We start from the raw sequence: 25,424 nt of genomic DNA on the forward strand, positions 1-25,424 counted from the left end.
GCCGCTCCAGCCTGCGGCATGGCGTGAAAATTACCCGGCCTTTGGTCTCGGCTTGATATCGCTGCTGCGGATATGCCAGCTTTTTTGTGCCGGCGTCGCGCCGTCGATGTCGCCGGTGCGGTGAAGTGTGACGCTGCCGATCATATAGACCGGGCGCGCACCTTCCTTCAGGCGGCCGTAAATCTGCACCGGCACGGTCACGTAACGTTGACCGGCGCCAGCATCGATCTCGCCGGGCGCGCCGATATTGGCGTGATATTCGCTATATTTGTCGAAGCTCGCCGCGAACGCTTCGGCACTCATGCCCGAATCCTTGCCGCCATTGTCCCATAGCGCCCAAGCGCGGCGATATTTCCCTTCGCCGAGCAGCGCGTAATAGGTCTGGACGACATTGGCTGCACCCTGCGCGCTGTCTGGCGTGAACGGCGCTTCCGATACTGGAGTACGATCGTCCGGCAGACCGCCGGGCGTGCCGGGTGCCGGTGGATTGAGTGGTGCCGGCAATGACGAAGGTACCGGCGTTGGCATGGGGTCGGGCGTGGAGCTTGGCAGGGGCGCCGCGTCCGGATCGGCGGTGTTGGCGGCATAGCTGTCAATACTGTTTTGCGCTTGCGTTGCCGCCGCATTTATATCGACATTTGTGTTGGTCGTTTCGCTATCCGGTGCGCATCCGGCAAGCAGTAAGGGAAGCGCAATCAGATAGCGCATGACAGACCTCTTAATCTTTAAGTGAGGACTGTCTTAACGCAGATTAATCACCCCCGGTTCCGCATGAACCGGGGGAAGTCGAGTTTTTAAAGGTCGCCGAATTTGGCGAATTGTTCGTTGCCGACAAAGCCGAGCCGCGTCACGCCGGCGCGTTTGATCATCGCCAGCGTCTGGTCGAACCGTTCATAGCGCGCGGTGGCCGCGGCGCGGATTTGCAGCTGGGCATTGTCCTCCTTCATGAAACCGGCGAGCCGCGCGGGCAGCGCCGCGTCGGTGATCGGCGCGCCATCCCAGGTCAGCGAGCCATTGGCATTGAGGTCGATGCGGTGGATGGCCATGGTTTCGACCGGGCCGGGCTGCGGCTGCGGCAGGTCGATCGGCACCTTGTGCGTCATGATCGGGATGGTCAGGATCATCATCACCAGCAGGACTAGCAGGACGTCGATCAGCGGTGTGATGTTGAGGTCGGAAAAGGGCTCGGTATTTTCACTGCGAGCCGGACCATATTTTATCGCACGAGCAGCCATGGCACCCTCCTGTCAGACAAAAGATGTTACAACGTAACATACTTTGATCCCCGCGCAAGAGCTTAGCAGCTTTCATATTTCCAGTTGCGGCGCTTACCTTCGCGCAGCCAGCCGATCGCTTCGGCGACTCGTTTTGACCGGGTTTCGGCGCGCTTCGCTTCGCCGATCCATTCGCAATATTCGCGGCGGCAGCTTGGCGGGAAGGCATTGAACGTGGTGGCCGCGCCATCATCGCCCGCCAGCGCTTCGGCCAGTTCTTGCGGCACATAGGCCTCGGGCTTGGCCGGCCGTTCCGCGTGGGACCGACCACCTTCGCCTATATCGATCAGTGCGGCAGCAGCCCGGATCATCGCATCCAGTGCATCCTGTCCGGGCAGATCGGCCAGGCTGGCAAGTTTGCCAAACTGGCCCATCGCCTCTCCCTCATGCCCCGTCGCCGAACTTTTGCGCTTCCAGAATCCGAACGCGGCATGCGCCTTGAAGGCGGCCATGTTGGCGAGCGGTTTGCCGCGATAGGTAAAGAACGGCATGCTCCATTTGATCGTTTCCTCGACCTCAGGCAGCGCCGCATGGATGCGGGCGCGCAACCAGGCGAGGATCGGCCGCGCGAAGGGCGCGCTGGCGTCGATATAGGTGTCGATACGAGGGTCGGTCTGCATGGCGCACTCCTGTCGAGTGGCCATGCTGGACCGTAGCGGCGGGCGCGGTCAATCCGCGTCCCCGCTTGTCATGCAGCGCTTCCCCGTCAGGGCTTCAGCGCAGCATCGTCGGCATCGTCCAGCTCGTCGTCATCGGCGAGCGTGCCGCTTTCGAAATCGGCCTGCACATCGTCCTCGTCATCATCGTCTTCGTCGCTGACATCCTCGTCATCGTCGCCGCCGACTTCGTCGCTGAGCATGTCGAGATCGTCCTCATCCTCGTCCTTACCGCCGATATCGGGCGCGAGATCGGTCAGGATCGTGCCGTCGGTCGGCCCGTCGCGCGTGACCTCGAGGATTTCCGCGCGCTGGCTCTCGTCATAGCCTTCTTCCTCGAAACCGTCGTCGCCGGTACCTTCGCCCGGCACTTGATAGCCGCCCATGATTGTCTCTCCCATCCGGCACGATGCCGGTTATAGTCGCGAACGGCGGGGCGGGGGCGAGAGTTCCGTCACCCTGCGAAGAACACGGCGAAACGAACGGCGATCAGGTGGGGCGAAACAGGCGACCGCGTTCAACGATCGCAACGATGATCAGCGCGATCACGCCGGCCACGAAGAAACCGAGATAAAGCGGTACCGTCGTTCCGTCGAAACTCTGCCCGATCAGCGCGCCGATCAGCGCACCGGCGGTAACCGTGATGAAGCCCTGTACGCTCGACGCCGTGCCGGCGATATGACCCATATTCTCCATCGCCATCGCTCCGAAATTGGCGGTGGCGAGGCCGAAACAGCCCATCATCAGCGCCTGCAGGATGGCGAAGCTCCACAGCGTTTCCCATCCCGACCAGGCGATCACAAGATGGGTGCCCGCAAGGATGATGAGCACGGTCAACGCGGTGTGCGAGATGCGCCGCGTACCGACGCGCATGACGATGCTCGAATTGAGCAGATTGGCGACCGCCATCGTACCCGCCGTCGCCGCGAACACCGGCACCAGCAGGTCGGGCCGATGAAAGATATCGAACAGGATCTGCTGGATCGAATTGATATAGCCGTACAGCCCGCCGAGCAGCGCGGTCGAGGCGAGCGTGTAGCCGATCGACCAACGATCGGTGACCGCGAGCCGGAACCCGTCGGCCAGCCGCGCCGCCGACAATGGCATCCGATCGGCTTCGTGCATGGTCTCCGGCATGCGCCACCAGAACCAGGCCAGGATCACCGCGCTGACGCCGGCAATGCCCCAGAAGATCAGCCGCCAGCTGCCGACCAGCAACACCGCCTGGCCGAAAGTCGGCGCGATCACCGGGGCGGCCATGAAGACGATGAAGGCAAGGCTCATTACCCGCGCCATCGCCCGGCCCGAATAACAATCGCGCACTAGGGCGATCGTCACCACGCGCGACGCCGCGATCGCGGTGCCACCGATGAAGCGTGCGACAAGCAGCAGCATGAAGCTGCCTGAATAGGCCGCGACCATATTGGCGACGACATAAGCCACAAGCGCCGCGCCGAGAATCGGCTTGCGGCCATAACGATCGGCCAGCGGACCATGGACGAGCTGCGCGACACCGAAACCGATCAGGAATACGGTGATGACATATTGGCGTTCATTGTCGCTCGCGATGCCGAGCGATGCGCCGATCGCAGGCAGCGCCGGCAGCATCGAATCGATGCCCAGCGCGGTCAGCGCCATCAGCCCCGCAATCAGCCCGACAAATTCGCGGAAACCGAGTGGCGGGGTGTCTTTCTGGCGGATTCGGGTCGCTTCCATGCGTGATCTCTTCGCAGATGCAGCACAAAAGGTCACCCCCTTCGTGCCGGTTGAAGGAACCGGGGGCCTGTCCCAGCCATTGTCGCAGGCTACCATTGGGGATATCCTGATGGCCCACCATCGAGGAGACGGACATGAGCGTATTCGGCGCAATCAAGGACGCGATTTTCGGACATGACGATCCGGCTCCTGCCGCACCGGCGGCACCTGCGTCGCCCGCTGCCGCTGCCGCCCCTCCGCCCCCACCAAAACCCGCGCCGTCGCGCGAAGCGATCGAAAGCGTGCTCGCCGACCGCGCCGCCGCCCGCGGCGAGACGCTCAATTACAAGACGTCGATCGTCGATCTGATGAAGGCGCTAGGTCTCGATTCGAGCCTTGAGAATCGCAAGAAGCTCGCCACCGAACTCGGCTATACCGGTGACCAGAACGACAGCGCTTCGATGAACATCTGGCTGCATGAAAAGACCATGGCGCGACTGCTCGGCTAAAAATCTTGACCCGGACCATGGCGCGTCTGTAGTGTGTTGGTTGAATATAACACACTGGAGGCTCGTCATGGTTCGTCTTTTCGCCGCCCTGGTCCTCGCCATGCCGCTCGCCGCCTGTAACGACAGCGGCGATGGCGCGTCGATCACGCTCAACGCGAGCGGCGCCGACGGCAATATTGTCGCCGGCATGGACAAATCGGGTCAGTTGACGGTCAATGTCCCGGGCTTTTCGGGCAAGCTCAAGCTGCCCAAGATGAAGCTCGACGCCAGCGATGTCGATCTGAACGGGGTCAAGCTGTTCCCCGGATCGACCGTTTCCAGCATGAATATCGATGCGCACGATCGCGGCAAGGAAGGTAAGGACTCGGGTAAGGTCCGCTTTAGCTTTGACAGCCCGGCATCGCCCGAGGCGGTCCAGGACTGGTTCCTTCAGCGGCTCAACAAGGATGCCGGATTCAAGGTGAAGGTCGACGGCACCGGACTGACCGGCACGACCGACGACAACGAGCCTTTCCGGCTTGAACTTTCACCCTCTGGCGCGGATCATGCGGCGGGCACGATCTCCATCGGCGGCTGACCCGCTGTATGTTTTCGCGGCCGGCCCTCGCCGGCTGTCGCCCACCAGTCGCCGATCGCGTCGATCAGTGGGACCAGCCGCAATCCGGTCTGGGTCAATGAATAATCGACGTGCAGCGGATAGCCCTTATGCACGGTGCGCCGAACGATTCCGGCCGCCTCCAGCTTGCGCAATTCCAGCGTAAGGATGCGGTGGGACACGGCGGGATTGTCGCGTCGCAAATCGCTGAAGCGTTTGGTGCCTTCCTTCAGATAATAAAGCAGCAGGGTCGGCCAGCGGCCGCTCAATACCTGCATCGCGCCCTCGATCGGGCAGCCGGTGACGACCTGTTTCATCGGCGCTCCGCCTGGTTACAAAATTGTGCGTAATTTACTTGGGGGCATCAGCGCCTAGATCAAGCCTCGCTGCGCAGCGACACACCTCCATATCAGGAAAATCAAATGGAACCGATACTCGTTTACGGCTTCCCGCTGGGGAGCTCGATGGGGCTCGTCGCCGCGTTCGAACTGCTCGGCCAGCCCTATCGCCTCACGCGCGTCGACATGCTCGCCGACATGAAGAACGATGCTTATGCGCGCCTCAACCCGCGTCAGGAAACCCCGGTCCTGATCACCGACGACGGGCGCGTGCTGACCGAAACCGTGGCGATCACGGCCTGGATCGAGGCGCGCGATCGGGAGTATCGTATCAGCTTCGCCGCCGGCACGCCGGAGGCCGACCGGATGCACCAACTGATCGGCTTCGTGAACACCGGCTTCACCGGCGCGTTCGGCCCGTTATGGGCGGCGCTGGAGATGAGCGAGCCGGACCCGGACTTCCAGGCGGCGTTGCGTCGCTTCGGCCGGGACTCGGTCGCGCGCCGGCATGTCCAGCTGGAAGCGGCGATCGGCGACACGCCGTTCCTGGTCGGCGATCGACCAAGCCTGGCGGATCTGGTGCTGATCGGGGTGGCGCGCTGGGCCGAGTTCCATCAGGCGATCGACGCATCGACCTATCCCCGGCTCGCCGCATTGCGCGCCCGAACCGAAGCGATTCCCGCGGTGCGATTCGCGCAGGCGATCGAGAATGGCGAAACGCCAGATGGCAACGGTGCGCTTGCCGGCCATGTGCCGCTCGACGAGGTGATCGATCGCTTCGGCACGGCGGCATAGCGGGAGCAAGGCTGTTCGTTCGTCGCGGGGCTTGTTATCAATGGTTTGAACAACGCCATCACGGACGAACAGCCATGCTCGATACCCCCGCCGCCCAGGTCCCCGCTTTGTCGCTCAACGACGAAGTCGGCGATCCTGAAGCCTTTGCCGCCGCGCTCGGCGGGTCGTTCGAGCGGTTCGGCTTCGCGGTCGTGTCGGATCACGGCATCCCCCGCGACCTGATCGATCGCGCCTGGGCCGAGACGAAGACGTTGTTCGAACTGCCCGAGGCGGAAAAGCGTGGTTATCACGCGCCGGGCGGCGGTGGCGCGCGGGGTTATACGCCATTCAAGACCGAGATCGCCAAGGGCGCGAGCCAGGTCGATCTCAAGGAATTCTGGCATGTCGGTCGCGAACTGCCCGCCGGGCACCGCTTCGCCGCGCAGATGTCACCCAATATCTGGCCGACCGTGCCAACCGGTTTCAAGCCGGTGTTCCTCGAACTGTTCGAGGCATTCGACCGCGCGGGCGACCGGCTGCTTTCGGCGATCGCACGGCATCTCGGCCTTGCGCCCAACTGGTTCGACCATGCCGTGGGCGACGGCAACAGCGTGTTGCGCCTGCTCCATTATCCGCCGATCCCGGTTGATGCCGAAGGCGTGCGCGCTGGCGCGCATGAGGATATCAACCTGATTACGCTGCTGCTCGGCGCCGAAGAGGCGGGTCTCGAACTGCTTGGCAGCGACGGCAAGTGGCTGGCGATCAGGCCGCCCGAAGGTGCGATGGTGGTCAATGTCGGCGACATGCTGCAGCGGCTGACCAACCATGTCCTGCCCTCGACCACGCACCGCGTCGTCAACCCACCGCCGGAACGGCGCGGCGTGTCGCGCTATTCGATGCCCTTCTTCCTCCACCCGGCGCCCGATTTCCTGATCGAAACCTTGCCGGGCTGTATCGATGCCGATCACCCCAATCGCTATCCGAGGCCGATCACGGCGCATGATTATCTGCACGAGCGGCTGGTCGAGATCGGTCTGGTGAAGAAATAACCCCATTCGTCACGCCGGGCTTGTTCCGGCGTCCCTCCCTCCGCTAACGCCGCCCTGACGGAGGGACCAGAATGACCAAACCGCCCAGAACGATCAAACCACTACGTATCGCGCTCGCCGGACTCGGCACTGTCGGCGGCGGCGTGATTCGCTTGATCGATGCGAATGGTGCGCTGATCGCGCGGCGCGCCGGCCGGCCGATCGAGATCGTCGCGATTTCCGCGCGCGACCGCGCCAAGGATCGCGGCGTCGATCTGTCGCGTTTCGCTTGGGTCGACGACACCACCGCGCTCGCCCATCATGACGATGCCGATGTGGTGGTCGAACTGATCGGCGGATCGGATGGTCCGGCGCTCGCGCTGGCGCGTTCGACGCTGGCTGCGGGCAAGGGCTTGGTTACCGCGAACAAGGCGATGATCGCGCATCACGGCCTCGAACTCGCCCGCGCCGCCGAAAAAGCCGGTGCCGCGCTGAAGTTCGAAGCGGCGGTCGCCGGCGGCATCCCGGTGATCAAGGGACTGCGTGAAGGCGCAGCGGCGAACGAGATCGCGCGCGTCTATGGCATCCTTAACGGCACCTGCAATTTCATCCTGAGCAAGATGGAGGCGGAAGGGCGCGACTTCGCGGAGGTACTGGCCGAGGCACAGGCATTGGGCTTCGCCGAATCCGACCCGACCTTCGACATCGATGGCGTGGACGCGGCACATAAGCTGTCGATCCTGTCGAGCATCTGCTTCGGCACGCAGCCGGCCTTTGCCGATGTGGCGGCGAGCGGCATCCGCAACATCGTCGCCGCCGACATCGCCGAAGCAGCGGCGCTTGGTTATCGCATCCGCCTGCTCGGGGTTGCCGAGGATGGCCCGCACGGGCTTTTCCAGCGCGTCCATCCGCATCTCGTGCCGGTCAGCCATCCGCTCGCGCACGTCACTGGCGCGACCAATGCGGTGGTGGCGGAGGGGAATTTCGTCGGCCGCTTGTTGTTCCAGGGCGCTGGCGCTGGAGATGGCCCGACCGCTTCGGCAGTGGTCGCCGACCTGATCGACATTGCGCGCGGCGAATTCGGCCCGGCCTTTGCGATGCCGGCCGATTCGCTGGCGTCGCATTCTGCCGCCGATAGCGGGGACCGTCGCGCCCGTGCCTATGTGCGTTTCACCGTGACCGACAAGGTTGGCGTGCTGGCGGAGATCGCCGCGGCGATGCGCGACGCGGGCGTGTCGATCGAAAGCCTGATCCAGCGCGGCGCGATGCCCGATGGCAGCGTGCTCGTCGCGATCGTTACGCATGAAGGCCCGGAGCGCAGCGTGGCTCAGGCGCTGGAAAAACTGCGCGGCTCGCAAAGCCTGGTCGGTCAGCCGATGTGGATGCACATCCTCAGCTGAGGCGTGCTATTTTACGCCGACGGGCGTGTATTCGGCGCGTAGCACCGGCCGTGCGTGGCTCGGGCAGACCTTTGGGCCGATCACTTCGCAATCGCTGCCATCCATGGCGACCGCGCGATCCTTGGATGCCGGGCCGATCGCCGCGCCGGCTTGCAGGCGATACTGCGACCGCTTCGGTGCCCGGCAGTCCGGCCTGGCGCTGTCGGCGCATTCGTTGACGCTCAGGCGTTTGGGAATGCCGACCGGAATGCTGGCATGCCTGCCCCGACGCCACGACGTGGCTTTCGACTTCTTGGCGACAATCCTGACGACCTGCGTCCCAGCCCAGGGCCTGACCGGCTCACCGGCAACCGGTGCGGCGGCGAGCAATAGAAGCGACACGATGACCATCACGATCCCCCGTTCGGGCAATTATTCGGCCCGATCAAACGCTTAACCGTTTAATCGCCGCTTGGTTGCGTCGCGGCATCGTTTTTTACGGGTGTCGGCGGGGCCGGATCGTCGAGCGGGATGGCAATGCGTTTCGACTTGTCCGGGTGCCGGGCAAATGCACCCTTGGCTAGCCCGACCAGTCCCTCGACGATCGGTATCACTGGCGGCCCGAACCCGACCACGCATCCGCCCATCGCCGTGGCGCAGGGTGCCGCATCCGCCGCCAGCGCGCCGCTGCCGCTTCGGTTGGGATTGGACGGTCGCGGGCCATCCGGCACGATCTCGTCCCGCAATGGCAGGCGCTGCGTCTGCAAGGGATCGGCACAGATCAGGATATCGTCGCCCTTGGCGGCGGTACGGCATGGTTCGTTGGCGACCGGCACGAGGATCGACCAGCGTTGCGGTGCCGGAGGGGGATCGGCCGCCGGGGCCGATTGCAGCAGCAGCGCGAGCAGGATCATGGCGCGATCGGCCGTTCGCCGCCGAGCTTGACCCCGTCCGTCCCGACTGAGACGCCGGCCATGCCGCAGCCGACCAGGAAGGAGGATTTCTCGGCGCAATTGTTGGTGCGGGCAAGCAACCGCTCGCGTTCGGCCGGCACGCCTTCATTCTTCGGATCGCCGGCCTCCGGCTCGATCAGCGGTACGCGATAATTGTCGGCGCGTCGGCGGTCGCAGACCAGGATCTCGGCGGGGTCGGTCGATGCGACGCACCGTGGGCCGACCGCAGTCAGGTCGCGGTATCGCTCGACCGCCGCGGTATCCGGCGCCGATTGAACCAGCAACAGCAGCAGCGCGCTCAGCATCAATTCCGCCTCCGGTCAGCGTCCGGCAGAATGCACGCTCGCCATTCCAACGCAAGGAAAACGCAAGCCGTCCGGGCGATCAATTGCGTTTGGCGACGCCAAGCCGGGGGATTTCGATCGCCGGACAGCGATCCATCACGACCTTCAGCCCTGCCGCTTCGGCGCGCGCGGCCGCTTCCTCGTTGATCACGCCGAGTTGCATCCACACCGCTTTCGCGCCGATCGCGATCGCCTGGTCGACCGCTTCGCCGGCGGCGGCCGAGTTGCGGAAGATGTCGACCGTGTCGATCGGGTCGCCGAGCTGGTTCAGCTCGCGAAACACGAATTCGCCGTGGATATGCTCGCCGGTGATCTGCGGATTGACTGGAATCACGCGGTAGCCATGGCCCTGCAGCATCGCCATGACGCCATAAGACGGGCGGTTCGGCCGATCCGACGCGCCGACCAGCGCGATGGTGCGCGTCTCTTCGAGTAGCGCCTTGATATCCTCGTCACTGGTCAACGGCACATCAGCCTCCTTTGGGAATCCAGTCGAACACGCGCTGGCTCACCTCGGCAAACGCGTTCGTTTCACCGGCGTTCCCCGCATCGGAAGCCATGCGGATCGCGATGTCGAGCGGAATGCGGCCGAGAAACGGGATGCCGAGCTCGCTGGCCGCCGCTTCGGCACCGCCACGCCCGAACGGATCGGAAATCTCGCCGCATGATGGGCAGGCGTAACCGGCCATGTTCTCGACCAGCCCGATGATCGGCACGCCCGCCTTGACGAACAGGTCGATCGCGCGGCGCGCATCGATCAGCGCCAGGTCCTGCGGGGTGGACACGATCACCGCGCCGGTCGGGCGGTATTTCTGTACCATGGTCAGCTGCACGTCGCCGGTGCCGGGCGGCAGGTCGATCACCAGCGTATCCTGCGCCGCCCAATTGCCGTCGAGCATCTGGCCCAGCGCACCGGCGATCATCGGGCCGCGCCACGCGATCGCCTGATCGGGCGCAACCAGCTGGCCCATCGAGAGCATCGGCACGCCGTGCGGCGTTGGCACCGGCTGCAGCACTTTATCGCGCGCAGTGGGCTTCGACCCTTCGACGCCCATCAGTTTGGGCTGTGACGGGCCGTAGATATCGGCATCGACCAGCCCGACCTTGCGCCCGAGCCGGTGCAGCCCGATCGCGAGACTGGCAGAGACGGTCGATTTGCCGACCCCGCCCTTGCCGCTGGCGACCGCGATCAGGGTACGTGTGGTGCGCTGGGCGGTCTGGGCGATTCGCACCGTGGCGATCCCGGGGATCTGCTCGGCGGTGGTCCGCACGCGCCGCTCGAGCTCATCGCCCGATGGCCTGTCCAGGCCGGTGACATCGAGGATGATGCTGGCGCGATCGCCCTCGATCCGGGCGGTCGCGCGCTCGCCCGCAACCGAGTGCAGGGCGGCCTGCATTGTTACATCTTGTGTCATTGTCGGGCAGATAGGGACACAAAGAGCGCTTGCCACTGTTTTTCCGCGCTCACACACCTATAAAGACGTTATGACGATCCTGACCGGCTGGCTGCAGCGTTTCACCATTCTCAATTCCGATCGACCGAAAAGCCCCTGGGGCGGCTCGGGTGGTGACAATGGCAATGGGGGGAACAATGGCGACGGCGAAAGCGGTCCGCGCAATCCCTGGGCGGTGCCGCCCGGTGGCGCACGCGGTACGAAGCCGACCGCGCTCGACGAATTTCTCAAGCGCGCCAAGGGCGGCGGTGGCGGCGGATTCAGCGGCGGTCGTCCGCGTATGCCGGGTGGAGCCAATGCCGGGCGGCTCTGGGGCCTAGGTGTCGGCCTGATCGTCGTCGCCTGGATCGTCTTGACCAGTTTCCATCAGATCGGCCCGCAGCAACGCGGCGTCGTCACCTGGTTCGGACGTTATGCCGGCACGATTGAGCCGGGCATTCGCGCCACGCTTCCCGCGCCGATCGCATCGGTGAGAAAGGTCGATGTCCAGAAGATCAGGCTGGAGGATTTTCCCGAAGGATCGGGCGGCGAAAATCTCGTCCTGACCGGGGACCAGAACATCATCGATCTTGCCTATTCGGTGCGCTGGGACGTGTCGAACCCGCAGGATTTCAGTTTCCAGATCAAGGATCCGCAAGCGACCGTGCGTGCCACCGCCGAAAGCGCGATGCGCGCGGTGATGGCGACGACCACGCTGGAGGAAGCGATCGGTGCCGGTCGCGGCTCGATCGAAGGTCGGGTGCAGGAACTGATCCAGTCGGTGCTCAACGATTATAATTCCGGCATCCGCATTCAGGGCGTCGCGATCAAGCAGGCGCAGGCGCCTGCTGCCGTGTCCGAGGATTTCAAGGCGGTGTCGGCCGCGCAACAGGCGGCGCAGGGCAATATCAATCAGGCGCGCGGCTATGCTCAGCAGATCCTGGCTCAGGCGCAGGGTGAGGCGACCTCATTCGACAAGGTTTATGAGCAGTATCGGCTCGCGCCCGAAGTGACGCGCCGCCGTATGTATTACGAGACGATGGAGAATGTGCTGGCCAAGAGCGACAAGACGATCATCGAGGCGCCCGGTGTCGTGCCTTATCTGCCTATTCCAGGTGGCGCACGCCGCGTGCCCGAAGTGCAGCCGACGGCGCCCGCCGCCCAGGCCGCGCCCGCACCGGGAGCCAGCCAATGACCGCCGCCATGTTCCGCAATCCAATCGTGCTCGGCTTCCTTGCGCTTGTCCTCGTGATTCTCGCGGCGAGTACCGTGGCGATCGTGCCTGAAACCAAGCAGGCGGTGATTCTGCGCTTCGAAAACCCGATCCGCACGGTCAATCGCTGGCAGCCGAATCAGCCCTTTGGCCGCACTGGCGCCGGCCTCGTCTTCCGCGTGCCGTTCATGGATCGCTTGGTGTGGGTCGACAAGCGGGTGCTCGATGTCGATCTCGACAATACCCAGGTGCTGTCGACCGATCAGCTCCGTCTTTCGGTCGATGCCTATGCGCGTTTCCGCGTGGTCGACCCGCTGCGCATGGTGGTCACCGCCGGCAGCGAGGAGCGCGTCACCGATCAGCTCGGTCCGCTGCTCGGGTCGGCGTTGCGTAATGAGCTTGGCAAGCGGCCGTTTGCCGCCCTGCTCAGTCCGGAACGTGGCCAGGTGATGGATAATATCCAGGCCGGGCTGCAGCGTCAGGCGACGCAATATGGCGTGCAGATCGTCGATGTGCGGATCAAGCGCGCCGACCTGCCCGACGGCACCCCGCTGCAGAGCGCGCTCGACCGCATGAAGACCGCGCGTCAGCAGGAAGTCGCGACGATCTCCGCGAAAGGTCAGCAGACCGCGCAGATCATTCGCGCCGAGGCGGATGCCAATGCAGCCAAAATCTATGCTGCGGCGTTCAACAAGGATGCGGACTTCTACGAATTCTACCGTGCAATGCAGTCCTACCGTTTCACGTTCGGGGTGCTCAACGACAACAGACCACGTGGCGCGACGTCGTTGATCCTGTCGCCGAACAATGCATATTTGAAGGAATTCCAGGGCCGCGGTCGTTGATGCGAGGCTTTCCGACAAACTTTCATTGCGTTCATATTCAATCGCCGTTCAGCAAGTGCGCGGCAGAAACCTGTTCTTGCCGTCCGGCAATCGAGAGGAAATGACCCAAGTGCGTTATGCTTACGCCATTACTGGTGCCCTGCTCCTGAGCGGCACCGCCGCAACCATGATGTTCCAGCCGTCCGCGTCCGCGCAGACCGCCCAAAACGAACCCGGCGCGATCGAAGCGACCGTGCCCAAACCCGGCGCGCCGATGAGCTTTGCCGATATGGTCGCGCGGCTCCAGCCCGCCGTCGTCAATATCTCGACGACGCAGAAGATCACGCAACAGGCCGCCGGCAACCCGTTCGAAGGCACGCCGCTCGGCGAGCTGTTCGGCCAGCAGTTCGGCCAGGGCCAGGGTGGCGCGCCGATCACGCGCGAGGCGCAGTCGCTCGGTTCGGGCTTCGTCATTTCGCCCGACGGCTATGTCGTCACCAACAACCATGTGATCGCGCCGGGTGCCAAAGGCGCAACGGTGGAATCGATCAAGGTGATCATGCCCGACCGTAAGGAATATGTCGCCAAGCTGATCGGTCGCGATCCTGCATCAGATCTCGCGGTGCTCAAGATCGAAGGCAAGAATCTCCAGTTCGTGAAGTTCGGCGATTCGACCAAGGCGCGCGTCGGCGACTGGGTCGTGGCGATCGGTAATCCGTTCGGCCTCGGTTCGACCGTGACCGCCGGCATCGTCTCCGCACTGCACCGCGTGACCGGGTCGGGCGGCGCCTATGATCGCTTTATCCAGACCGATGCGGCGATCAATCGTGGCAATTCGGGTGGCCCGATGTTCGACCTTCAGGGGAACGTGATCGGCATCAATTCGCAGATCCTGTCCGAAACCGGCGGCAATGTCGGTATCGGCTTCGCGATTCCGGCCGAAGAGGCTCAGCCGGTGATCAACACGCTGATGAAGGGCGGCTCGATCAAGCGCGGTTATATCGGCGTCGGTATCGGCGGTCCGGTCGACGAGAATGTCGGTGCGGCACTCGGCCTGCCGAAGAATCAGGGCGAGCTGATCGCCCGGGTCGAGGCCGATGGCCCCGCCGCCAAGGGCGGGCTCAAGGCCGGCGACGTGGTCGTGCGCGTCAATGAAAAGGCGGTGACGCCCGATCAGACCTTGTCCTACCTGATCGCAAATGTCGCGCCCGGCGCGGCCGCAAAGCTCGACGTGATCCGTCAGGGCAAGCCGATGAGCCTGTCGATCACCACCGCCAACCGGCCGACCGAAGACCAGCTTGCGGCGATCGCTGGTGGCGGCGATGACGGCCTTCCCGATGAGAATGACGGCCCTGGCGTGCAGGCGCCGACCGCTGCCCCGCTCGGCCTCAACGTCGTGCCGCTGACGCCGCAGATCGCGCGGTCGATCGGCGTCGATGCGACGGTCCAGGGCGTCGTCATCGCGTCGGCCAGCCCGGCCAGCGATGCGGGCCAGAAGCTCAAGCGCGGCGACGTGATCCAATCGGTCAACAATGTGCCGGTGCGTACCTCAGCCGAGCTGGCGGCGCAGGTCGCGCAGGCATCTACGGCCGGCCGCACGCAAGTGCTGTTGCTGGTGACGCGTGCTCGCCAGACCAATTTCATTCCGGTGAAGATCAAGAACTGACCCAGAACTGACTTGGGTTAAATTCCTCCTCGGGCAACCCCCGGGGAGGACATCCCGTCTTCCCCCTTGCCGGCAAACGCGCAATAGTCGCGGCCTTAAGTCGAGGAGCGATCATGACGGACGGATCCATCTTTGTCGGTAGCGGCCCTGGCGGCGAACACCCCCAGCAGCTCGAATTGAAGCGAGCCAATCGCCACGGGCTGATTGCGGGCGCGACCGGCACCGGCAAGACCGTCACGCTGCAGGGCATTATCGAGGGTTTCTCGCAGCGCGGCGTGCCGTGCTTCGTTGCCGACGTGAAGGGTGACCTGTCGGGCCTGGCGATGGCCGGATCGCCGATGACCAAGACTCACGAAATCTTCGCCGCGCGCGCGAAGGAGATCGGTTACACCGACTGGGCCTATGCCGATAATCCGGTGCAGTTCTGGGACCTGTATGGTGAGCAGGGCCATCCGATCCGTACCACGATCAGTGAGATGGGTCCGTTGCTGCTGTCGCGGTTGATGGATCTGAACGAAGTGCAGGAAGGCGTGCTGACCATCGCCTTCCACGTTGCCGACAAGGATGGGCTGTTGCTGCTCGACCTCGACGACCTGCAATCGATGCTGGCGCATTGCGCCGAGCGTGCCGATGAGTTGACCATCACCTATGGCAATGTCTCGAAGCAGAGCGTCGGCACGATCCAGCGCTCCCTGCTCCAGCTGCGCAGCCAGGGGGCTGAGCATTTCTTCGGCGAGCCAGCGCTCGACATGGACGATTTCATCGGGCTGGACGACAAGGGCAGGGGGATCGTCAACATCCTCGCCGCCGACAAATTGATGGCGAGCCCGAAACTCTATTCGACCTTTCTGTTATGGCTGATGAGCGAGCTGTTCGAGCATCTTCCCGAGGTCGGCGACCCGGACAAACCCAAGCTGGTGTTCTTCTTCGACGAAGCGCATCTGCTGTTCGACGCCGCGCCCAAGGCGTTGCTCGAGAAGATCGAACAGGTGGTGCGGCTGATCCGGTCGAAGGGCGTGGGCGTGTATTTCATCACGCAGAATCCGATCGATATTCCCGACACCGTTGCGGGCCAGCTCGGCAATCGCGTTCAGCATGCGTTGCGCGCCTTCACCCCGCGCGATCAGGCCGCAGTCAAATCGGCGGCGACGACCTTCCGCGCCAATCCGGGGGTGGATGTCGCGACCGCGATCACCGAGTTGAAGGTTGGTGAGGCTTTGGTCTCGCTGTTGCTGCCCGACGGCTCGCCCTCGCCGGTCGAGCGCACATTGATCAAGCCGCCCTGCTCGCGCGTCGGGCCGGTCACGCCGGTCGAACGCGGCGTGCTGATCCAGACCGATCCAATCGGCACCAAATACGATACGCTGGTCGATCGCGAATCCGCCGAGGAACTGCTCGCCGCCAAGGCCACCGAGGCGAGCGCCGCCGCCGCCGAGGCCAAAGCCGATACCGATGCGGCCAAGGCCGATGCGCTGCGGGCCAAGGAAGACGCGCGGCTCGCCCGCGAGAGCGAGCGCCAGCGCCTCGCCGACCAGCGCGAAGCCGATCGCCAGACGCGGCTGGCGGCACAGGCGCGGAAACAGGCCGAGCGCGAAGCGGCCAATTCGCCATGGAATCGCGCGATGACCTCGGCGACGCGCAGTGCATCCTCGGCGGTCGGGCGATCGGTCGCGAACGAGGTGTCGAAAGCGGTGTTCGGCAGCTCGCGCGGTGCCGGCGCCAGTGTGCTGGGCGGGCTGGTGCGCGGCGTGCTCGGCGGCTTGTTCAAAGGACGGTAATGATCAGGGGGTTCCTGCTTGCCGCGTTGATCGCGGTGCAATCGGTCGCTGCCGCTGCGAGCGAGCCTGTCGTGGTGATCAAACCCGGCCAGTCGGCGATCATCAAACCCGAAGCGGACGGCAGCGTGACGGTCGTGACGGCCAATCCATTGGCCGGGCAGAAGCCGGCGCGGGGCGAAATCCGCGTCGACCTGACCTACGGTGACAAGGGCACGATGCTGGTCGTGACCAGCAATGCCGACAAGTTCATGCGATACAAAGCAGTGATGCTGCTGGACGGCGGCAAAATGGAACCGACCAGCGTCTGCACGCTGATGACGGGTGGCAAGATGTCGATCGAATCCTGGCCCTATCCGATCAAGGCGATCGCGCTGGGCCAATTCGTCGCCGTCGATGATGAAAATATGACCTGCGAATAGGATTGCGCCATGCTTGACGAACTTGCCACCGACTGGAGCGCGATCGGCGAGGCCGAACTGGCGGATGTGGTCGAGCTGCGCCGCGCGATCCATGCTGATCCAGAAATCGGGCTGCATTGCCCGCGCACCGCCGACAAGATCAGGGCGGCACTTGCCGGTCTGCCGCTGGAGATTCGAGAGGGGAGCTCGACCACCGGCTTCGTCGCGATCCTGCGCGGCGGCGCCGAAAGCGGGGCGGGGAACAACGGCCGCACCGTGTTGTTGCGCGGCGACCATGACGCGCTGCCGATGCAGGAGGAGACCGGGCTCGACTTCGCCAGCAAGGTGCCGGGCGCGATGCATGCCTGCGGCCATGATGCGCATACCGCGATGCTGGTCGGCGCGGCGAAAGCGCTGTGCGCGCGGCGCGAGAGCCTGCCGGGCACGATCATATTCATGTTCCAGCCGGGCGAGGAGGGGTATCACGGCGCGCGCTTCATGATCGAGGATGGCCTGCTCGACGATCCCCGGCCCGAGGCGGCGTTCGCGCTGCATATCTCGCCCAACATCCCGGCCGGCACGATCGTCAGCCGCTCCGGTGCGTTGCTAGCCTCCACCGATACGCTGACCGCGACGATCACCGGGCGCGGCGGCCATGCGGCGATGCCGCACGAATGCATCGACCCGATCCCGGTCGCATGCGAGATCGTCACCGCACTGCAGACTTTCCTGGCGCGGCAAGTGCCGGTCAGCGACCCTGCGGTGCTGACCATCGCCAAGATCAACGCCGGCAGCGCGCACAACATCATCCCGGGCGAAGCGACGATGCTCGGCACGCTGCGCACCCTCTCGGAGCGGACACGCGAGACGATGCGCGAGGGGTTCGTGCGCATCGTCGAGAATATCGCAGCCGCGCACGGTGCGACCGGCGTCGCGCAGATCGATCCGGGCTATCCGGTGACGATGAACGACGCGCGTGCGACCGAGCTGATGCGGTCCTGCGCGGTGTCGCTGGGCGGCGATCAGGCGTGGCAGGTGATGCCGGCGCCAATGATGGGCGCGGAAGATTTCGCCTATGTGCTGCGCGATGTGCCCGGCGCGATGGCGTTCAGCGGCGTCGCGGCCGAGGGCAGCGATGCGCGCACCAATCCGCCGCTGCACAACACGAAGATGGTCATTCGCGAAGACGCAATGGCGATGGGCGTCGCGATGCACTGCGCGCTGGCCGAGCGGTTCCTGAACGCCGGCTTCGACTGACCTGAAGTCCTCCCTCGCTGCGCTAGGGAGGATTTAAGCAGTGGCCACTGGCGCTCGCGTCCCGCTCCAGCCGATGATCGCAACCGAGGCGACGAGCGCGAAGGCGCCGGCGATCACAAAGGCGATCGTGTAGCTGCCGGTCTGTTCGCGGATCAGGCCGGCGCCGAACGCGGCGGTTGCCGCACCGAGCTGATGCCCGACCAGGATCCAGCCGAACACGATCGGCGCCTCGCGTTCGCCGAAAGAGAGGTTGGCGAGCTTCACCGTCGGCGGCACGGTCGCGATCCAGTCGAGGCCGAAGAAGATCGCGAAGATCGTCAGGCTTGCCGGGCTGAAATCGAGAAAGGGCAAGGCCAGCAGCGAGAGGCCGCGCAGGCCGTAATAGACGAACAGCAATTTGCGCGGATCGTGGCGGTCGGTGAGCCAGCCCGAGGCGGTGGTGCCGATCAGGTCGAACAGCCCCATCATCGACAACAGGCCGGCCGCCGCGATCGGCGCGATGCCGTGATCGCCGCAAAACGCGATCATGTGGGTGCCGACCAGCCCATTGGTGGTCAGGCCGCACACGAAGAAGGTACCGAACAACAGCCAGAATACCGGCTGTTTTGCCGCCCGGAACAGCGCCGCAAAGGCGAGCATCGGCGAGGCTGCCTGTTTCAACGCCGGGGGTGGTTCGCTTTCGTCGGTTTCGCCGAAGCGGCGCGTGCCGACATCGCCGGGGCGTTCGGGCACGATCCAGGCGACCAGCGGGATCAGCACGAGGCAGGCGATGCTCACCGCCATCACCACCGGCCGCCACGCACCCTCACGCGCGAGCCAGGCGAGCAGCGGCAGGAAGATCAGCGCGCCGGTCGCGGTGCTTGCGCTGAGCAGGCCCATCACCAGGCCCTGGCGCGTCGCGAACCAGCGATTGACCACCGCCGCGCCGAGCACCGAGGCGACCGCACCGCTGCCGACACCGGACAGGACGCCCCAGCTGAGCACATAATGCCAGGGCAGGGTCATCCACAGGCTGGCAAAGGTCGAGGCTGACATCAAGGCAAGCCCGGCGAGCATGGTTCGCCGGATGCCGAACGACACCATCAGCGCGGCGGCGAACGGGCCGACCAGGCCGTAGAGCAGCAGGCCGACCGCCGCCGAGAAGGATATGGTCGCGCGGTCCCAGCCGAAATTGACCTCGAGCGGGACCATCAGCACGCCGGGGGCGGAACGCAGGCCCGCCGAGATGAGCAGCGCGAAGAAGGTCACCGCGACGACGACATAGGCGTAGCTGCGTACAGGCAGTCGGAGCAGCGGCAGGCGGAGTGTCGTCACCGGAGGTCTCCGGCGATCGCGGTCACGGTGCGCAGCATCGTTTCCAGCGCGCGCCAGTCCTCCACGCCGAACGCGCCGACGATGCGCTGCTGCGCCGCCTCCCATGGCACGGTCGCTTCGGCCATCGCCGCGCGGCCGGTATCGGTCAGCGACGCGATCCGGGTCCGGCCTTCGGGCGCGGCGGCGACCGACACCCAGCCCTGCCGTTCGAGCGGCGTCAGCGCGCGGTAGAGCGAGGTGCGGTCCATCACGAGCTGTTCGGCGAGCCGGCTGAGCGGGACAACGCCGCCACGCGCGATATGCCGCAGCACGGAGAATTGCGCGATAGTCATGCCGGTATCGGCCAGCGCGGCGTCATAGACGCCCGACAGGGCGCGCGCGGCCTTGCGCAAGGTGGTGCAGGCACAGGCCGCGTCGGCGATCGGATCTTCATGATGCATATACATGATGTATCTACATCACGTGATACGGTCAATGGCCAGGATCGACGTTCGGCCGATTTGTGATTGCCCCTTGTCGCGGTCGTGGCACTGTTCGCGATAACCAGGGACCTGGTTACGAGTGGCCGGGTTAGGGGGGATATGGCGAGCACCGCAGGAACATTTTTTCGCAGCATCCTGGCGACCGTCGCGGGGCTCGCGGTCGTCGTCATCGGATCTACCGTCACCGACCAGATCATGCATGCGACTGGTATCATCCCGCCCGGTGCGATGTGGAATCCGTGGCACAATGCGCTGGCTCTGGCCTATCGCTGCGTCTTCGCCGTCGGCGGCGGGTTCGTCACCGCGTGGCTCGCGCCGCGTAATGCGATGCGGCACGTGCTGATCCTCGGCCTGATCGGGCTCGCCGCCGGAACCCTCGGCGTGATTGCCACCGCCGGGCTCAATCTCGGGCCGCGCTGGTATCCGATCGCCGTCGCGGTGACCGGGCTGCCATGCGTCCTGCTCGGCGGCCGATTGCAACGCCGGCGCGCCTCATAGGCAATCAGGTGCAAGGTTCGGGTCGATCGAGGAAATCGACCGGATCGAGATTGTCGCGGGCGATTTCGGTCCGGCTTATCCCGGCGGCATCTTGGTCGCGCAGGATGGGGTGAACGCGCCGCGCGCGCAGAATTTCAAACTGGTTAGCCGGGGCGAGATCAACGCGGCGCTTGGGCCCCGATCCGCCATTGCGCGCGCGCGGGAGGGGGCATAGCCTCTCCGTAACTCAAGGAGATCAAGCGATGCGCAGCGGAACGATGGCGATCATTGGGGCGACACTGATCCTGACAGCGGCGGCGGCGAGTGCCGGCGGTCAGAGGCCTGCCGCGCCTGCCCCGGCCGCAGCGAGCGTGCCGGTCGATCCTGCGGCGATCGTCGCGGGGCGGCAGGCCGCGTTCCTGCTTTCGGCGGCCGATTTCGGCGGGATCAAGGCGGCGATCGCGCGCGGCGACGATGTGACGACGCAGGCGTTCGCGGCGCGATCACTGGCCCGCTGGGCGAAGACGATCCCGGCGATGTTCCCGGCGGGCACCGGGATCGCACCAAGCGGGGCGCTGCCCGCGATCTGGACCGATCGCGCCGGGTTCGAGGCCAAGGCGACGGCCTATGCCGCGGCGGCGGACAAGCTCGCCGCGCTGGCCAAGGCGGGCGACAAGCCGGGCTTTGCCGCGCAGTTCGCCGTCGTGGGCAAGAGCTGTGGCGCGTGCCACGACGCATACCGGATGGCGGACAAGAAGTAGCGGGCGTGCCCGGCTATGGCGCCGCACGGTGGGAAGCTGAACACGCGCGACAGGCGCCAGCCATCGGCGGTGCGCTGCCAGAGCTGCATGAAGTGCGCGGTGCCTGCCTTGCGCTCCGCGCCGTCGCCCTGGCGTTCGTAGAAATCGTGATCGCCCTCCTCGATCGCGCCGAAGCCGGGGATCGCCTCGACCTTGAGTGAGCTTGTGACGAGCACGCCGCGCGTGCGCCAGGCGTCGGGCCTGGCGCGATTGGCGCAGTTTTTCACATATTCTGCAATGAATGGCGCAGCGCTCGAGGCGACCTTGCCACCCTTGTCGTGGTACATTTCGAAATCGGGCGTCAGCGTGGTCGCGAGCCTGGCCTGGTCGCAACCCTCGAAATAGAGCTGGAAGAATTCGGCATCGCGCGTCGCGATCTCCGCCGTCAGTGCCGGGCCGCTCGGCGGGACGGTTGGGGTCGTCGCGGCCGAAATGGCCTGGACGAGCAGGAGAGCGAGAAGCATGGGCGACTCCGATATGTGTATTCGTGGGGTATTGTTCGGGTGTGCCGGGTCAAGCGATCACATCCTCAGCCTGATCGATGCCACCCTTCATGGCGCATCGTTCCCGGTCGAGATGCCCCGGAGCAGGGCAACGGCGCTGAACGTCCGCCATAAACCGAACGGTACCAGCAAGGCCGCCAATAACCGGTACGCGAGCGGATCGAAATGCAGGATCGCCCATATGCCGAGCGCCGCGACCGCGAGCCCGGCCACGATATTCAGCACGCTGCCGCTGATCCATTGAAACTTCAGGGCGCGAACCGTGACCGACAGGATATGATCGGCGACCCCGAGTTCGAAATAACAGGCCAATGCGGTGAGCCCGACGAGCAGCAGCGGGACGACCGCCAGTCCGATCAGGGTAAACGCCACGACGGTCATCAGATTATCCATCGGCAGGGCATGTTCGCACTCCGGCTTTGCCGTCCGGCCCGGCACCGCGAACGGCGGTAAGGGCGCGGCGCCGTGTCATTGCCGGCTGGGCGATGGGGCCGAATCGCTTTTATCGCTGGTCATCGGTTACCGCGAGGGCGGGCGCCGACCATCCCCGGCGACATCGACGAAGATTCGCAACAGCTCGAACGGGTCCTCATTGCCCATCACGTCCTTTTTGTCGGGACGCGTCTTGCCGCAGGCGATAAGCAGCACCGCGTTGCCGCCGCTGCCGGGGGCGACCGCGGCCCAATCGCGCTTGTCCGACATGAGCAGTTTGCCATTCACATCATGGAAGTTGATCGCGACGTCGCGCGATCGGTGCGCGGTGCAGTCGAACTCGGTCAGTGCGACGCTGATGATCCGCTCCTTGCCCTCGACCGCCGCGCCGTAGACGCGGGCGCGGACCAGCCTGCCGGCTGGCGCGATCGAGTTGCGATCGATGATCATGACTGAGCTGAGCCCGTCGTGACTGCTGAGGCTCGCAACGACCAGATCGCGAACATTGACCGATGGCGCGGGCAGCCCGCCCGGCAGGCATTGACGGAAGAAATCGCGCATCGTCTCGCGGCCAGGCCGCAGATCGAGCGATTGCCCGTGCAGCGAAGTGCCGCGCACCCGGATCGCCATGTCGTTGGTGTCGATCAGGCGCCTGGCCATGTCCGGCGTGATCGCGCGCGTGAAGGTGACATAATCGCTGACCGCCTCCACCGCATCGGCGCCGGCGGCGGCCAATTCGATCTTTCCGTCGAGTTCGACATAGGCAAACCTCGACCCGGTGGCCCAGGTGCGCGCGGTTACGGGCGTCGTGATCAGGATCGCGTTCATCGTCAGCCGGCCGCCGAGGCAGAAGAACAGCGCACGGCCGATCATGTCGTGATGCTCTTGCTGGACGATGAGATAGGGCCGCATCTTCAAGGTCCCGATCGTCGCCGTGGCGGGCTGAGCGCCATTATTGGCGAGGCCAAGGCTCAGTGCTGTTTCGGGCGACAGCCACGCGATATCGTCGGCATCGGTCATGCTGGCGAGCGAGAAGAGGCGGGCATCGACGCCCATTTCGGTGAGGAAATCGACTTTCTTCGCGCTGACGACCTGTGCTCTCAGTACGGTCTCGCGGGTCGGCTTGGCATTGCTGGAGAACTGATGGATGCCGAGCAGGCCGCTGCGTTTGGTCAGAAAACGGCTGACGCCGCCGGCATAGGCGCTGGTACAGGCGCTGGCGCAGAACGCTTCCTCGCCCGGCTGGCCGACATCGGTGTTGAACCTGAGCTCGCGGATCGCGCGGCCCAACTCCATCCCTCCTTCCATCAGTCCGCCGTCCGAGTTGAGATAGATCGTCGCGGACTTGATGCCCCGCGCCCGGACAAAGGCGCGGAGGTCGGCCACCGTGTCTTTTACAATCACGCCGCTGGCGAGGATCGGCACGGTCTCGCCCAGCGTGGCGGCTTCGGCGCGCCGGAATTCGGGGTTGGTGATGACGCTGAAGGTCATTGCCTGCCATTCGCTCGCCAATGCGTCACGCGGCGTGGCGGCGAAGACCAGCACCATCGTGAGGGAGGCAAGCGCGGTGCGAAGGAGACGCCGAAGGCCCCATATGGCGCCCAGCGCCGGTAATGGCTTTTTCCCCATGAACCACTCCCCGATGTGGTGATGTCAGCCGGTCCCCGGCCCCTCTGTTGGGAGCAGGAATAGGGGGCTGCGGGTGCAGCGTCCAGCGGCGCGCTGCCGTTTCGTCGGCAAGCGCTTCATCGAGAGTGCGCTACGCGATGCGCATTTTGCGGCCATCGCCGGGAACGGCGTGAGTGTGGTTGGTCTTCATCATGTGAAAGAGCGAGTCGGCCGATCAGCAATTGCCGACCGAATGAATAATGGACACGATGGCGGCGTGTTTGAATCGCGCGGGTGGCGGCTCGCCGATGCTGCGCATGACCAGTGGGCTGTCACCATAAACCAGCTGGCCGCCGTCGACCCAGATTCCCGTGGTTACGGGAGCCGCTACGGGAAAAGCATTTTTTGAGCGCACTACGGGAATTTACGGGAAATCTTACGGGAATATCGACCCGACGCCACGGGAATTTTGGAGAGGTGCGGCGAACGCAAAGTCTGGCGCCATCGCAACCTAAAAGGGGTTTTGGAAACTGGGGGCGAGCTTTCATGCCTGCTGCGATAGCGCGGGTTGAACGGCGTTTGTATCGGGCCCCCGCGACAAGGGCGGGGAGAGATATGTCACACCCTATTGTGACATATGTCCGGTGAGTGGCGTGCCGGACATTCGGTCGATATCGGCGGATGCCGGGCGGCGGGTCGCGTCAAGAAAAATAATAGCTATTTCAATAAGTTATAACAGTGCGCGCGGTATGGGAGACCTGTGGTCGCTCGAAGAGATCGCCACCGGATCAGTTCCGAGCTGGCGCGGAATCTTTCCCCCCGTTCGTTTCGAGCGAAGTCGAGAAACCATGCGCAGCGCCTGCTGTCTGTTTCTCGACTTCGCTCGAAACGACCGGGGGTGGATCAACTTAGCTCCAGAACGCCCCAGACCAGCAAGCTTGCATCGCCGCCGCAAAGCGGGAAATTCCAACAAGGCCGTTCGTTACAACCCGGCCGCTTGATTTAGGGGAGACGCAGCATGGATCGATTCACTGGTGGTTGCCTGTGCGGCAATGTTCGGATCGTAGCGTCGGGCCAGCCCTATCGGGTCGGCCTTTGTCACTGTCTCGACTGCCGCAAGCATCATGGCGCGCTGTTTTACGCCGCCGCGATCTTTCCCGAAGATGCGGTGACGATCGAGGGCGAAACCAGCAATTATGGCACGCGGTTTTTCTGCTCCCGCTGCGGCTCGTCCGTTTTCGCGCGCAGCGGCGATGAGGTCGAAGTGTATCTGGGATCGCTGGACGCGCCGGACCAGCTGGTGCCGACCTATGAGTGCTGGACCGTCCGCCGCGAGTCCTGGTTGCCGGCGTTTCCGCTTGCGAGAGGATATGAGCGCGATCGGGAGGCTGAGGGTCGCTTTGAGTAGGTCGCGGGAACGGCGCTGGCTATGGCGTTATGCGATGTGATGACTTACCTTCCACGCATGAAACCGACCTTGCCTGACCGCGAGAAGCTGGAAGCCGAAGGCGGCGCGACCGAGACCGGCTATGCCGATTGGAAGCGCGAGAAGGTCGAAAAGGGAATGGCGCAAAGCCGCGACCGCAAGACGATGATCCCGGTCGAACAGATCTGGCGCGACCTCAAGCTTGAACGTTAGTTTCACCCCGCAGGCTCGCCGTAATTAGTGGACTGTCACCGTTATTTCACTTGGT

The 25,424-nt window shown here is 64.6% G+C and carries 32 protein-coding genes and 1 pseudogene; 17 read left to right on the forward strand and 16 right to left on the reverse strand.

All coding sequences use genetic code 11. The annotated features are described in order from the left end of the window. Nucleotides 1-30: 30 nt before the first annotated feature. The 5 genes from ACVWZA_RS14215 to ACVWZA_RS14235 all read right to left on the reverse strand — a co-directional run bounded on the left by ACVWZA_RS14215 (nucleotide 31) and on the right by ACVWZA_RS14235 (nucleotide 3,646). Nucleotides 31-708, reverse strand: coding sequence for a hypothetical protein (locus ACVWZA_RS14215; protein ID WP_457311899.1), 678 nt, complete (start codon nucleotides 706-708; stop codon nucleotides 31-33). Nucleotides 709-794: 86 nt separating this feature from the next. Continuing rightward, nucleotides 795-1,235, reverse strand: coding sequence for an ExbD/TolR family protein (locus ACVWZA_RS14220; protein ID WP_457311900.1), 441 nt, complete (start codon nucleotides 1,233-1,235; stop codon nucleotides 795-797). 62 nt (nucleotides 1,236-1,297) lie between these two features. After that, on the reverse strand, nucleotides 1,298-1,894 hold the full coding sequence (locus ACVWZA_RS14225; protein WP_457311901.1) for a YdeI/OmpD-associated family protein: 597 nt from the start codon (nucleotides 1,892-1,894) through the stop codon (nucleotides 1,298-1,300). 86 nt (nucleotides 1,895-1,980) lie between these two features. Next, a complete protein-coding gene (locus ACVWZA_RS14230; RefSeq protein WP_457311902.1) occupies nucleotides 1,981-2,316 on the reverse strand; it encodes a DNA primase in 336 nt (111 codons plus the stop codon). A gap of 103 nt (nucleotides 2,317-2,419) precedes the next feature. Then, entirely contained in the window at nucleotides 2,420-3,646 is a 1,227-nt protein-coding gene (locus tag ACVWZA_RS14235; protein WP_457311903.1) for a multidrug effflux MFS transporter, read from the reverse strand. A gap of 134 nt (nucleotides 3,647-3,780) precedes the next feature. Between ACVWZA_RS14235 and ACVWZA_RS14240 the strand changes: the two genes are divergently transcribed. Beyond that, the gene (locus ACVWZA_RS14240; RefSeq protein ID WP_457311904.1) at nucleotides 3,781-4,134 is read left to right on the forward strand and encodes a DUF3597 domain-containing protein; all 354 of its coding nucleotides are present in this window, start codon (nucleotides 3,781-3,783) and stop codon (nucleotides 4,132-4,134) included. Between the two features lie 67 nt (nucleotides 4,135-4,201). After that, complete coding sequence (locus ACVWZA_RS14245) at nucleotides 4,202-4,711, forward strand: hypothetical protein (RefSeq protein WP_457311905.1); 510 nt, start codon at nucleotides 4,202-4,204, stop codon at nucleotides 4,709-4,711. On the opposite strand, the gene ACVWZA_RS14250 is transcribed toward ACVWZA_RS14245, so the two are convergent. Further along, the gene (locus tag ACVWZA_RS14250) at nucleotides 4,678-5,046 is read right to left on the reverse strand and encodes a winged helix-turn-helix transcriptional regulator (RefSeq protein WP_457311906.1); all 369 of its coding nucleotides are present in this window, start codon (nucleotides 5,044-5,046) and stop codon (nucleotides 4,678-4,680) included. The two genes, ACVWZA_RS14245 and ACVWZA_RS14250, sit on opposite strands and share 34 nt — an antisense overlap. A 105-nt stretch (nucleotides 5,047-5,151) precedes the next feature. Here ACVWZA_RS14250 and ACVWZA_RS14255 point away from each other — a divergent pair, with 105 nt between their 5' ends. The 3 genes from ACVWZA_RS14255 (at nucleotide 5,152) to ACVWZA_RS14265 (ending at nucleotide 8,269) form a co-directional block, all read left to right on the forward strand. Next, nucleotides 5,152-5,862 (forward strand): glutathione S-transferase family protein, encoded by a 711-nt coding sequence (locus ACVWZA_RS14255; RefSeq protein WP_457311907.1) that lies wholly within the window; start codon nucleotides 5,152-5,154, stop codon nucleotides 5,860-5,862. 74 nt (nucleotides 5,863-5,936) lie between these two features. Next, a complete protein-coding gene (locus ACVWZA_RS14260; RefSeq protein WP_457311908.1) occupies nucleotides 5,937-6,890 on the forward strand; it encodes an isopenicillin N synthase family dioxygenase in 954 nt (317 codons plus the stop codon). A 71-nt stretch (nucleotides 6,891-6,961) separates the two neighbouring features. Beyond that, entirely contained in the window at nucleotides 6,962-8,269 is a 1,308-nt protein-coding gene (locus tag ACVWZA_RS14265) for a homoserine dehydrogenase (protein ID WP_457311909.1), read from the forward strand. Nucleotides 8,270-8,275: 6 nt separating this feature from the next. On the opposite strand, the gene ACVWZA_RS14270 is transcribed toward ACVWZA_RS14265, so the two are convergent. From ACVWZA_RS14270 to ACVWZA_RS14290, 5 genes are all read right to left on the reverse strand, one after another. Further along, entirely contained in the window at nucleotides 8,276-8,659 is a 384-nt protein-coding gene (locus tag ACVWZA_RS14270; RefSeq protein WP_457311910.1) for a hypothetical protein, read from the reverse strand. A gap of 50 nt (nucleotides 8,660-8,709) precedes the next feature. Further along, nucleotides 8,710-9,162 carry a hypothetical protein gene (locus ACVWZA_RS14275; RefSeq protein WP_457311911.1) on the reverse strand — a complete coding sequence of 151 codons (453 nt, stop codon included), beginning with the start codon at nucleotides 9,160-9,162 and terminating at the stop codon, nucleotides 8,710-8,712. Then, entirely contained in the window at nucleotides 9,159-9,506 is a 348-nt protein-coding gene (locus ACVWZA_RS14280; RefSeq protein WP_457311912.1) for a hypothetical protein, read from the reverse strand. The genes ACVWZA_RS14275 and ACVWZA_RS14280 overlap by 4 nt, the downstream gene beginning before the upstream one ends. A 79-nt stretch (nucleotides 9,507-9,585) precedes the next feature. Next, nucleotides 9,586-10,014: a CoA-binding protein gene (locus tag ACVWZA_RS14285; protein ID WP_457311913.1), complete on the reverse strand. Its 429-nt coding sequence runs from the start codon at nucleotides 10,012-10,014 to the stop codon at nucleotides 9,586-9,588. A gap of 1 nt (nucleotide 10,015) precedes the next feature. Beyond that, the gene (locus ACVWZA_RS14290) at nucleotides 10,016-10,942 is read right to left on the reverse strand and encodes an Mrp/NBP35 family ATP-binding protein (protein WP_457311914.1); all 927 of its coding nucleotides are present in this window, start codon (nucleotides 10,940-10,942) and stop codon (nucleotides 10,016-10,018) included. An 88-nt stretch (nucleotides 10,943-11,030) separates the two neighbouring features. On the opposite strand from ACVWZA_RS14290, the gene hflK reads away from it, so the two are divergent. The 6 genes from hflK to ACVWZA_RS14320 all read left to right on the forward strand — a co-directional run bounded on the left by hflK (nucleotide 11,031) and on the right by ACVWZA_RS14320 (nucleotide 18,114). Beyond that, on the forward strand, nucleotides 11,031-12,173 hold the full coding sequence (gene hflK, locus ACVWZA_RS14295) for a protease modulator HflK (protein WP_457311915.1): 1,143 nt from the start codon (nucleotides 11,031-11,033) through the stop codon (nucleotides 12,171-12,173). Next, nucleotides 12,170-13,036, forward strand: a complete 867-nt coding sequence (hflC, locus tag ACVWZA_RS14300; protein WP_457311916.1) for a protease modulator HflC — start codon at nucleotides 12,170-12,172, stop codon at nucleotides 13,034-13,036. The genes hflK and hflC overlap by 4 nt, the downstream gene beginning before the upstream one ends. Nucleotides 13,037-13,145: 109 nt before the next feature. Further along, on the forward strand, nucleotides 13,146-14,681 hold the full coding sequence (locus ACVWZA_RS14305; RefSeq protein WP_457312043.1) for a Do family serine endopeptidase: 1,536 nt from the start codon (nucleotides 13,146-13,148) through the stop codon (nucleotides 14,679-14,681). Between the two features lie 113 nt (nucleotides 14,682-14,794). Beyond that, nucleotides 14,795-16,459 carry a helicase HerA-like domain-containing protein gene (locus ACVWZA_RS14310; protein ID WP_457311917.1) on the forward strand — a complete coding sequence of 555 codons (1,665 nt, stop codon included), beginning with the start codon at nucleotides 14,795-14,797 and terminating at the stop codon, nucleotides 16,457-16,459. Further along, entirely contained in the window at nucleotides 16,459-16,878 is a 420-nt protein-coding gene (locus ACVWZA_RS14315; RefSeq protein WP_457311919.1) for a hypothetical protein, read from the forward strand. The genes ACVWZA_RS14310 and ACVWZA_RS14315 overlap by 1 nt, the downstream gene beginning before the upstream one ends. A 9-nt stretch (nucleotides 16,879-16,887) precedes the next feature. Then, nucleotides 16,888-18,114 (forward strand): M20 metallopeptidase family protein, encoded by a 1,227-nt coding sequence (locus tag ACVWZA_RS14320; protein ID WP_457311921.1) that lies wholly within the window; start codon nucleotides 16,888-16,890, stop codon nucleotides 18,112-18,114. Between the two features lie 33 nt (nucleotides 18,115-18,147). Here ACVWZA_RS14320 and ACVWZA_RS14325 read toward each other — a convergent pair whose 3' ends face one another. Further along, nucleotides 18,148-19,428, reverse strand: a complete 1,281-nt coding sequence (locus ACVWZA_RS14325; protein ID WP_457311923.1) for an MFS transporter — start codon at nucleotides 19,426-19,428, stop codon at nucleotides 18,148-18,150. Beyond that, nucleotides 19,425-19,874 (reverse strand): MarR family winged helix-turn-helix transcriptional regulator, encoded by a 450-nt coding sequence (locus tag ACVWZA_RS14330; protein WP_457311925.1) that lies wholly within the window; start codon nucleotides 19,872-19,874, stop codon nucleotides 19,425-19,427. The genes ACVWZA_RS14325 and ACVWZA_RS14330 overlap by 4 nt, the downstream gene beginning before the upstream one ends. Nucleotides 19,875-20,009: 135 nt before the next feature. Between ACVWZA_RS14330 and ACVWZA_RS14335 the strand changes: the two genes are divergently transcribed. The 3 genes from ACVWZA_RS14335 to ACVWZA_RS14345 are packed head-to-tail and all read left to right on the forward strand — an operon-like array spanning nucleotide 20,010 to nucleotide 21,148. Then, the gene (locus ACVWZA_RS14335) at nucleotides 20,010-20,408 is read left to right on the forward strand and encodes a hypothetical protein (RefSeq protein ID WP_457311927.1); all 399 of its coding nucleotides are present in this window, start codon (nucleotides 20,010-20,012) and stop codon (nucleotides 20,406-20,408) included. A 34-nt stretch (nucleotides 20,409-20,442) separates the two neighbouring features. Continuing rightward, nucleotides 20,443-20,622, forward strand: coding sequence for a phytase (locus ACVWZA_RS14340; RefSeq protein ID WP_457312044.1), 180 nt, complete (start codon nucleotides 20,443-20,445; stop codon nucleotides 20,620-20,622). A 28-nt stretch (nucleotides 20,623-20,650) separates the two neighbouring features. Continuing rightward, nucleotides 20,651-21,148: a c-type cytochrome gene (locus ACVWZA_RS14345; protein ID WP_457311929.1), complete on the forward strand. Its 498-nt coding sequence runs from the start codon at nucleotides 20,651-20,653 to the stop codon at nucleotides 21,146-21,148. A gap of 62 nt (nucleotides 21,149-21,210) precedes the next feature. Here ACVWZA_RS14345 and ACVWZA_RS14350 read toward each other — a convergent pair. The 3 genes and pseudogenes from ACVWZA_RS14350 to ACVWZA_RS14360 form a co-directional block, all read right to left on the reverse strand. Then, nucleotides 21,211-21,651 (reverse strand): annotated as a pseudogene (locus tag ACVWZA_RS14350) (DUF4440 domain-containing protein); the annotation flags it as partial. An 87-nt stretch (nucleotides 21,652-21,738) separates the two neighbouring features. Next, nucleotides 21,739-22,071 carry a hypothetical protein gene (locus ACVWZA_RS14355; RefSeq protein WP_457311931.1) on the reverse strand — a complete coding sequence of 111 codons (333 nt, stop codon included), beginning with the start codon at nucleotides 22,069-22,071 and terminating at the stop codon, nucleotides 21,739-21,741. 138 nt (nucleotides 22,072-22,209) lie between these two features. Further along, entirely contained in the window at nucleotides 22,210-23,751 is a 1,542-nt protein-coding gene (locus ACVWZA_RS14360; protein WP_457311932.1) for a hypothetical protein, read from the reverse strand. A 73-nt stretch (nucleotides 23,752-23,824) separates the two neighbouring features. Here ACVWZA_RS14360 and ACVWZA_RS14365 point away from each other — a divergent pair, with 73 nt between their 5' ends. The 3 genes from ACVWZA_RS14365 to ACVWZA_RS14375 all read left to right on the forward strand — a co-directional run bounded on the left by ACVWZA_RS14365 (nucleotide 23,825) and on the right by ACVWZA_RS14375 (nucleotide 25,369). Then, nucleotides 23,825-24,139 (forward strand): hypothetical protein, encoded by a 315-nt coding sequence (locus ACVWZA_RS14365; protein WP_457311933.1) that lies wholly within the window; start codon nucleotides 23,825-23,827, stop codon nucleotides 24,137-24,139. Nucleotides 24,140-24,748: 609 nt separating this feature from the next. Further along, nucleotides 24,749-25,138: a GFA family protein gene (locus tag ACVWZA_RS14370; RefSeq protein ID WP_457311934.1), complete on the forward strand. Its 390-nt coding sequence runs from the start codon at nucleotides 24,749-24,751 to the stop codon at nucleotides 25,136-25,138. 39 nt (nucleotides 25,139-25,177) lie between these two features. Beyond that, nucleotides 25,178-25,369: a hypothetical protein gene (locus ACVWZA_RS14375; RefSeq protein WP_457311935.1), complete on the forward strand. Its 192-nt coding sequence runs from the start codon at nucleotides 25,178-25,180 to the stop codon at nucleotides 25,367-25,369. The last annotated feature ends 55 nt before the right edge of the window (nucleotides 25,370-25,424 follow it).

The organism is Sphingomonas sp. UYAg733, assembly GCF_054057355.1.

Excerpts from the sequence above, each read along its gene's own strand:
- ACVWZA_RS14215 (WP_457311899.1), bottom strand. The coding sequence starts at position 708 with ATGCGCTATCTGATTGCGCTTCCCTTACTGCTTGCCGGATGCGCACCG.
- ACVWZA_RS14270 (WP_457311910.1), bottom strand. The coding sequence starts at position 8,659 with ATGGTCATCGTGTCGCTTCTATTGCTCGCCGCCGCACCGGTTGCCGGT.
- ACVWZA_RS14320 (WP_457311921.1), top strand. The coding sequence starts at position 16,888 with ATGCTTGACGAACTTGCCACCGACTGGAGCGCGATCGGCGAGGCCGAA.
- ACVWZA_RS14220 (WP_457311900.1), bottom strand. The coding sequence starts at position 1,235 with ATGGCTGCTCGTGCGATAAAATATGGTCCGGCTCGCAGTGAAAATACC.
- ACVWZA_RS14310 (WP_457311917.1), top strand. The coding sequence starts at position 14,795 with ATGACGGACGGATCCATCTTTGTCGGTAGCGGCCCTGGCGGCGAACAC.
- ACVWZA_RS14335 (WP_457311927.1), top strand. The coding sequence starts at position 20,010 with ATGGCGAGCACCGCAGGAACATTTTTTCGCAGCATCCTGGCGACCGTC.
- ACVWZA_RS14260 (WP_457311908.1), top strand. The coding sequence starts at position 5,937 with ATGCTCGATACCCCCGCCGCCCAGGTCCCCGCTTTGTCGCTCAACGAC.
- ACVWZA_RS14275 (WP_457311911.1), bottom strand. The coding sequence starts at position 9,162 with ATGATCCTGCTCGCGCTGCTGCTGCAATCGGCCCCGGCGGCCGATCCC.
- ACVWZA_RS14250 (WP_457311906.1), bottom strand. The coding sequence starts at position 5,046 with ATGAAACAGGTCGTCACCGGCTGCCCGATCGAGGGCGCGATGCAGGTA.
- ACVWZA_RS14330 (WP_457311925.1), bottom strand. The coding sequence starts at position 19,874 with ATGTATATGCATCATGAAGATCCGATCGCCGACGCGGCCTGTGCCTGC.
- ACVWZA_RS14375 (WP_457311935.1), top strand. The coding sequence starts at position 25,178 with ATGACTTACCTTCCACGCATGAAACCGACCTTGCCTGACCGCGAGAAG.
- ACVWZA_RS14225 (WP_457311901.1), bottom strand. The coding sequence starts at position 1,894 with ATGCAGACCGACCCTCGTATCGACACCTATATCGACGCCAGCGCGCCC.
- ACVWZA_RS14265 (WP_457311909.1), top strand. The coding sequence starts at position 6,962 with ATGACCAAACCGCCCAGAACGATCAAACCACTACGTATCGCGCTCGCC.
- hflC (WP_457311916.1), top strand. The coding sequence starts at position 12,170 with ATGACCGCCGCCATGTTCCGCAATCCAATCGTGCTCGGCTTCCTTGCG.
- ACVWZA_RS14255 (WP_457311907.1), top strand. The coding sequence starts at position 5,152 with ATGGAACCGATACTCGTTTACGGCTTCCCGCTGGGGAGCTCGATGGGG.
- ACVWZA_RS14240 (WP_457311904.1), top strand. The coding sequence starts at position 3,781 with ATGAGCGTATTCGGCGCAATCAAGGACGCGATTTTCGGACATGACGAT.
- ACVWZA_RS14230 (WP_457311902.1), bottom strand. The coding sequence starts at position 2,316 with ATGGGCGGCTATCAAGTGCCGGGCGAAGGTACCGGCGACGACGGTTTC.
- ACVWZA_RS14370 (WP_457311934.1), top strand. The coding sequence starts at position 24,749 with ATGGATCGATTCACTGGTGGTTGCCTGTGCGGCAATGTTCGGATCGTA.
- ACVWZA_RS14245 (WP_457311905.1), top strand. The coding sequence starts at position 4,202 with ATGGTTCGTCTTTTCGCCGCCCTGGTCCTCGCCATGCCGCTCGCCGCC.
- hflK (WP_457311915.1), top strand. The coding sequence starts at position 11,031 with ATGACGATCCTGACCGGCTGGCTGCAGCGTTTCACCATTCTCAATTCC.
- ACVWZA_RS14360 (WP_457311932.1), bottom strand. The coding sequence starts at position 23,751 with ATGGGGAAAAAGCCATTACCGGCGCTGGGCGCCATATGGGGCCTTCGG.
- ACVWZA_RS14280 (WP_457311912.1), bottom strand. The coding sequence starts at position 9,506 with ATGCTGAGCGCGCTGCTGCTGTTGCTGGTTCAATCGGCGCCGGATACC.
- ACVWZA_RS14355 (WP_457311931.1), bottom strand. The coding sequence starts at position 22,071 with ATGACCGTCGTGGCGTTTACCCTGATCGGACTGGCGGTCGTCCCGCTG.
- ACVWZA_RS14290 (WP_457311914.1), bottom strand. The coding sequence starts at position 10,942 with ATGCAGGCCGCCCTGCACTCGGTTGCGGGCGAGCGCGCGACCGCCCGG.
- ACVWZA_RS14345 (WP_457311929.1), top strand. The coding sequence starts at position 20,651 with ATGCGCAGCGGAACGATGGCGATCATTGGGGCGACACTGATCCTGACA.
- ACVWZA_RS14235 (WP_457311903.1), bottom strand. The coding sequence starts at position 3,646 with ATGGAAGCGACCCGAATCCGCCAGAAAGACACCCCGCCACTCGGTTTC.
- ACVWZA_RS14315 (WP_457311919.1), top strand. The coding sequence starts at position 16,459 with ATGATCAGGGGGTTCCTGCTTGCCGCGTTGATCGCGGTGCAATCGGTC.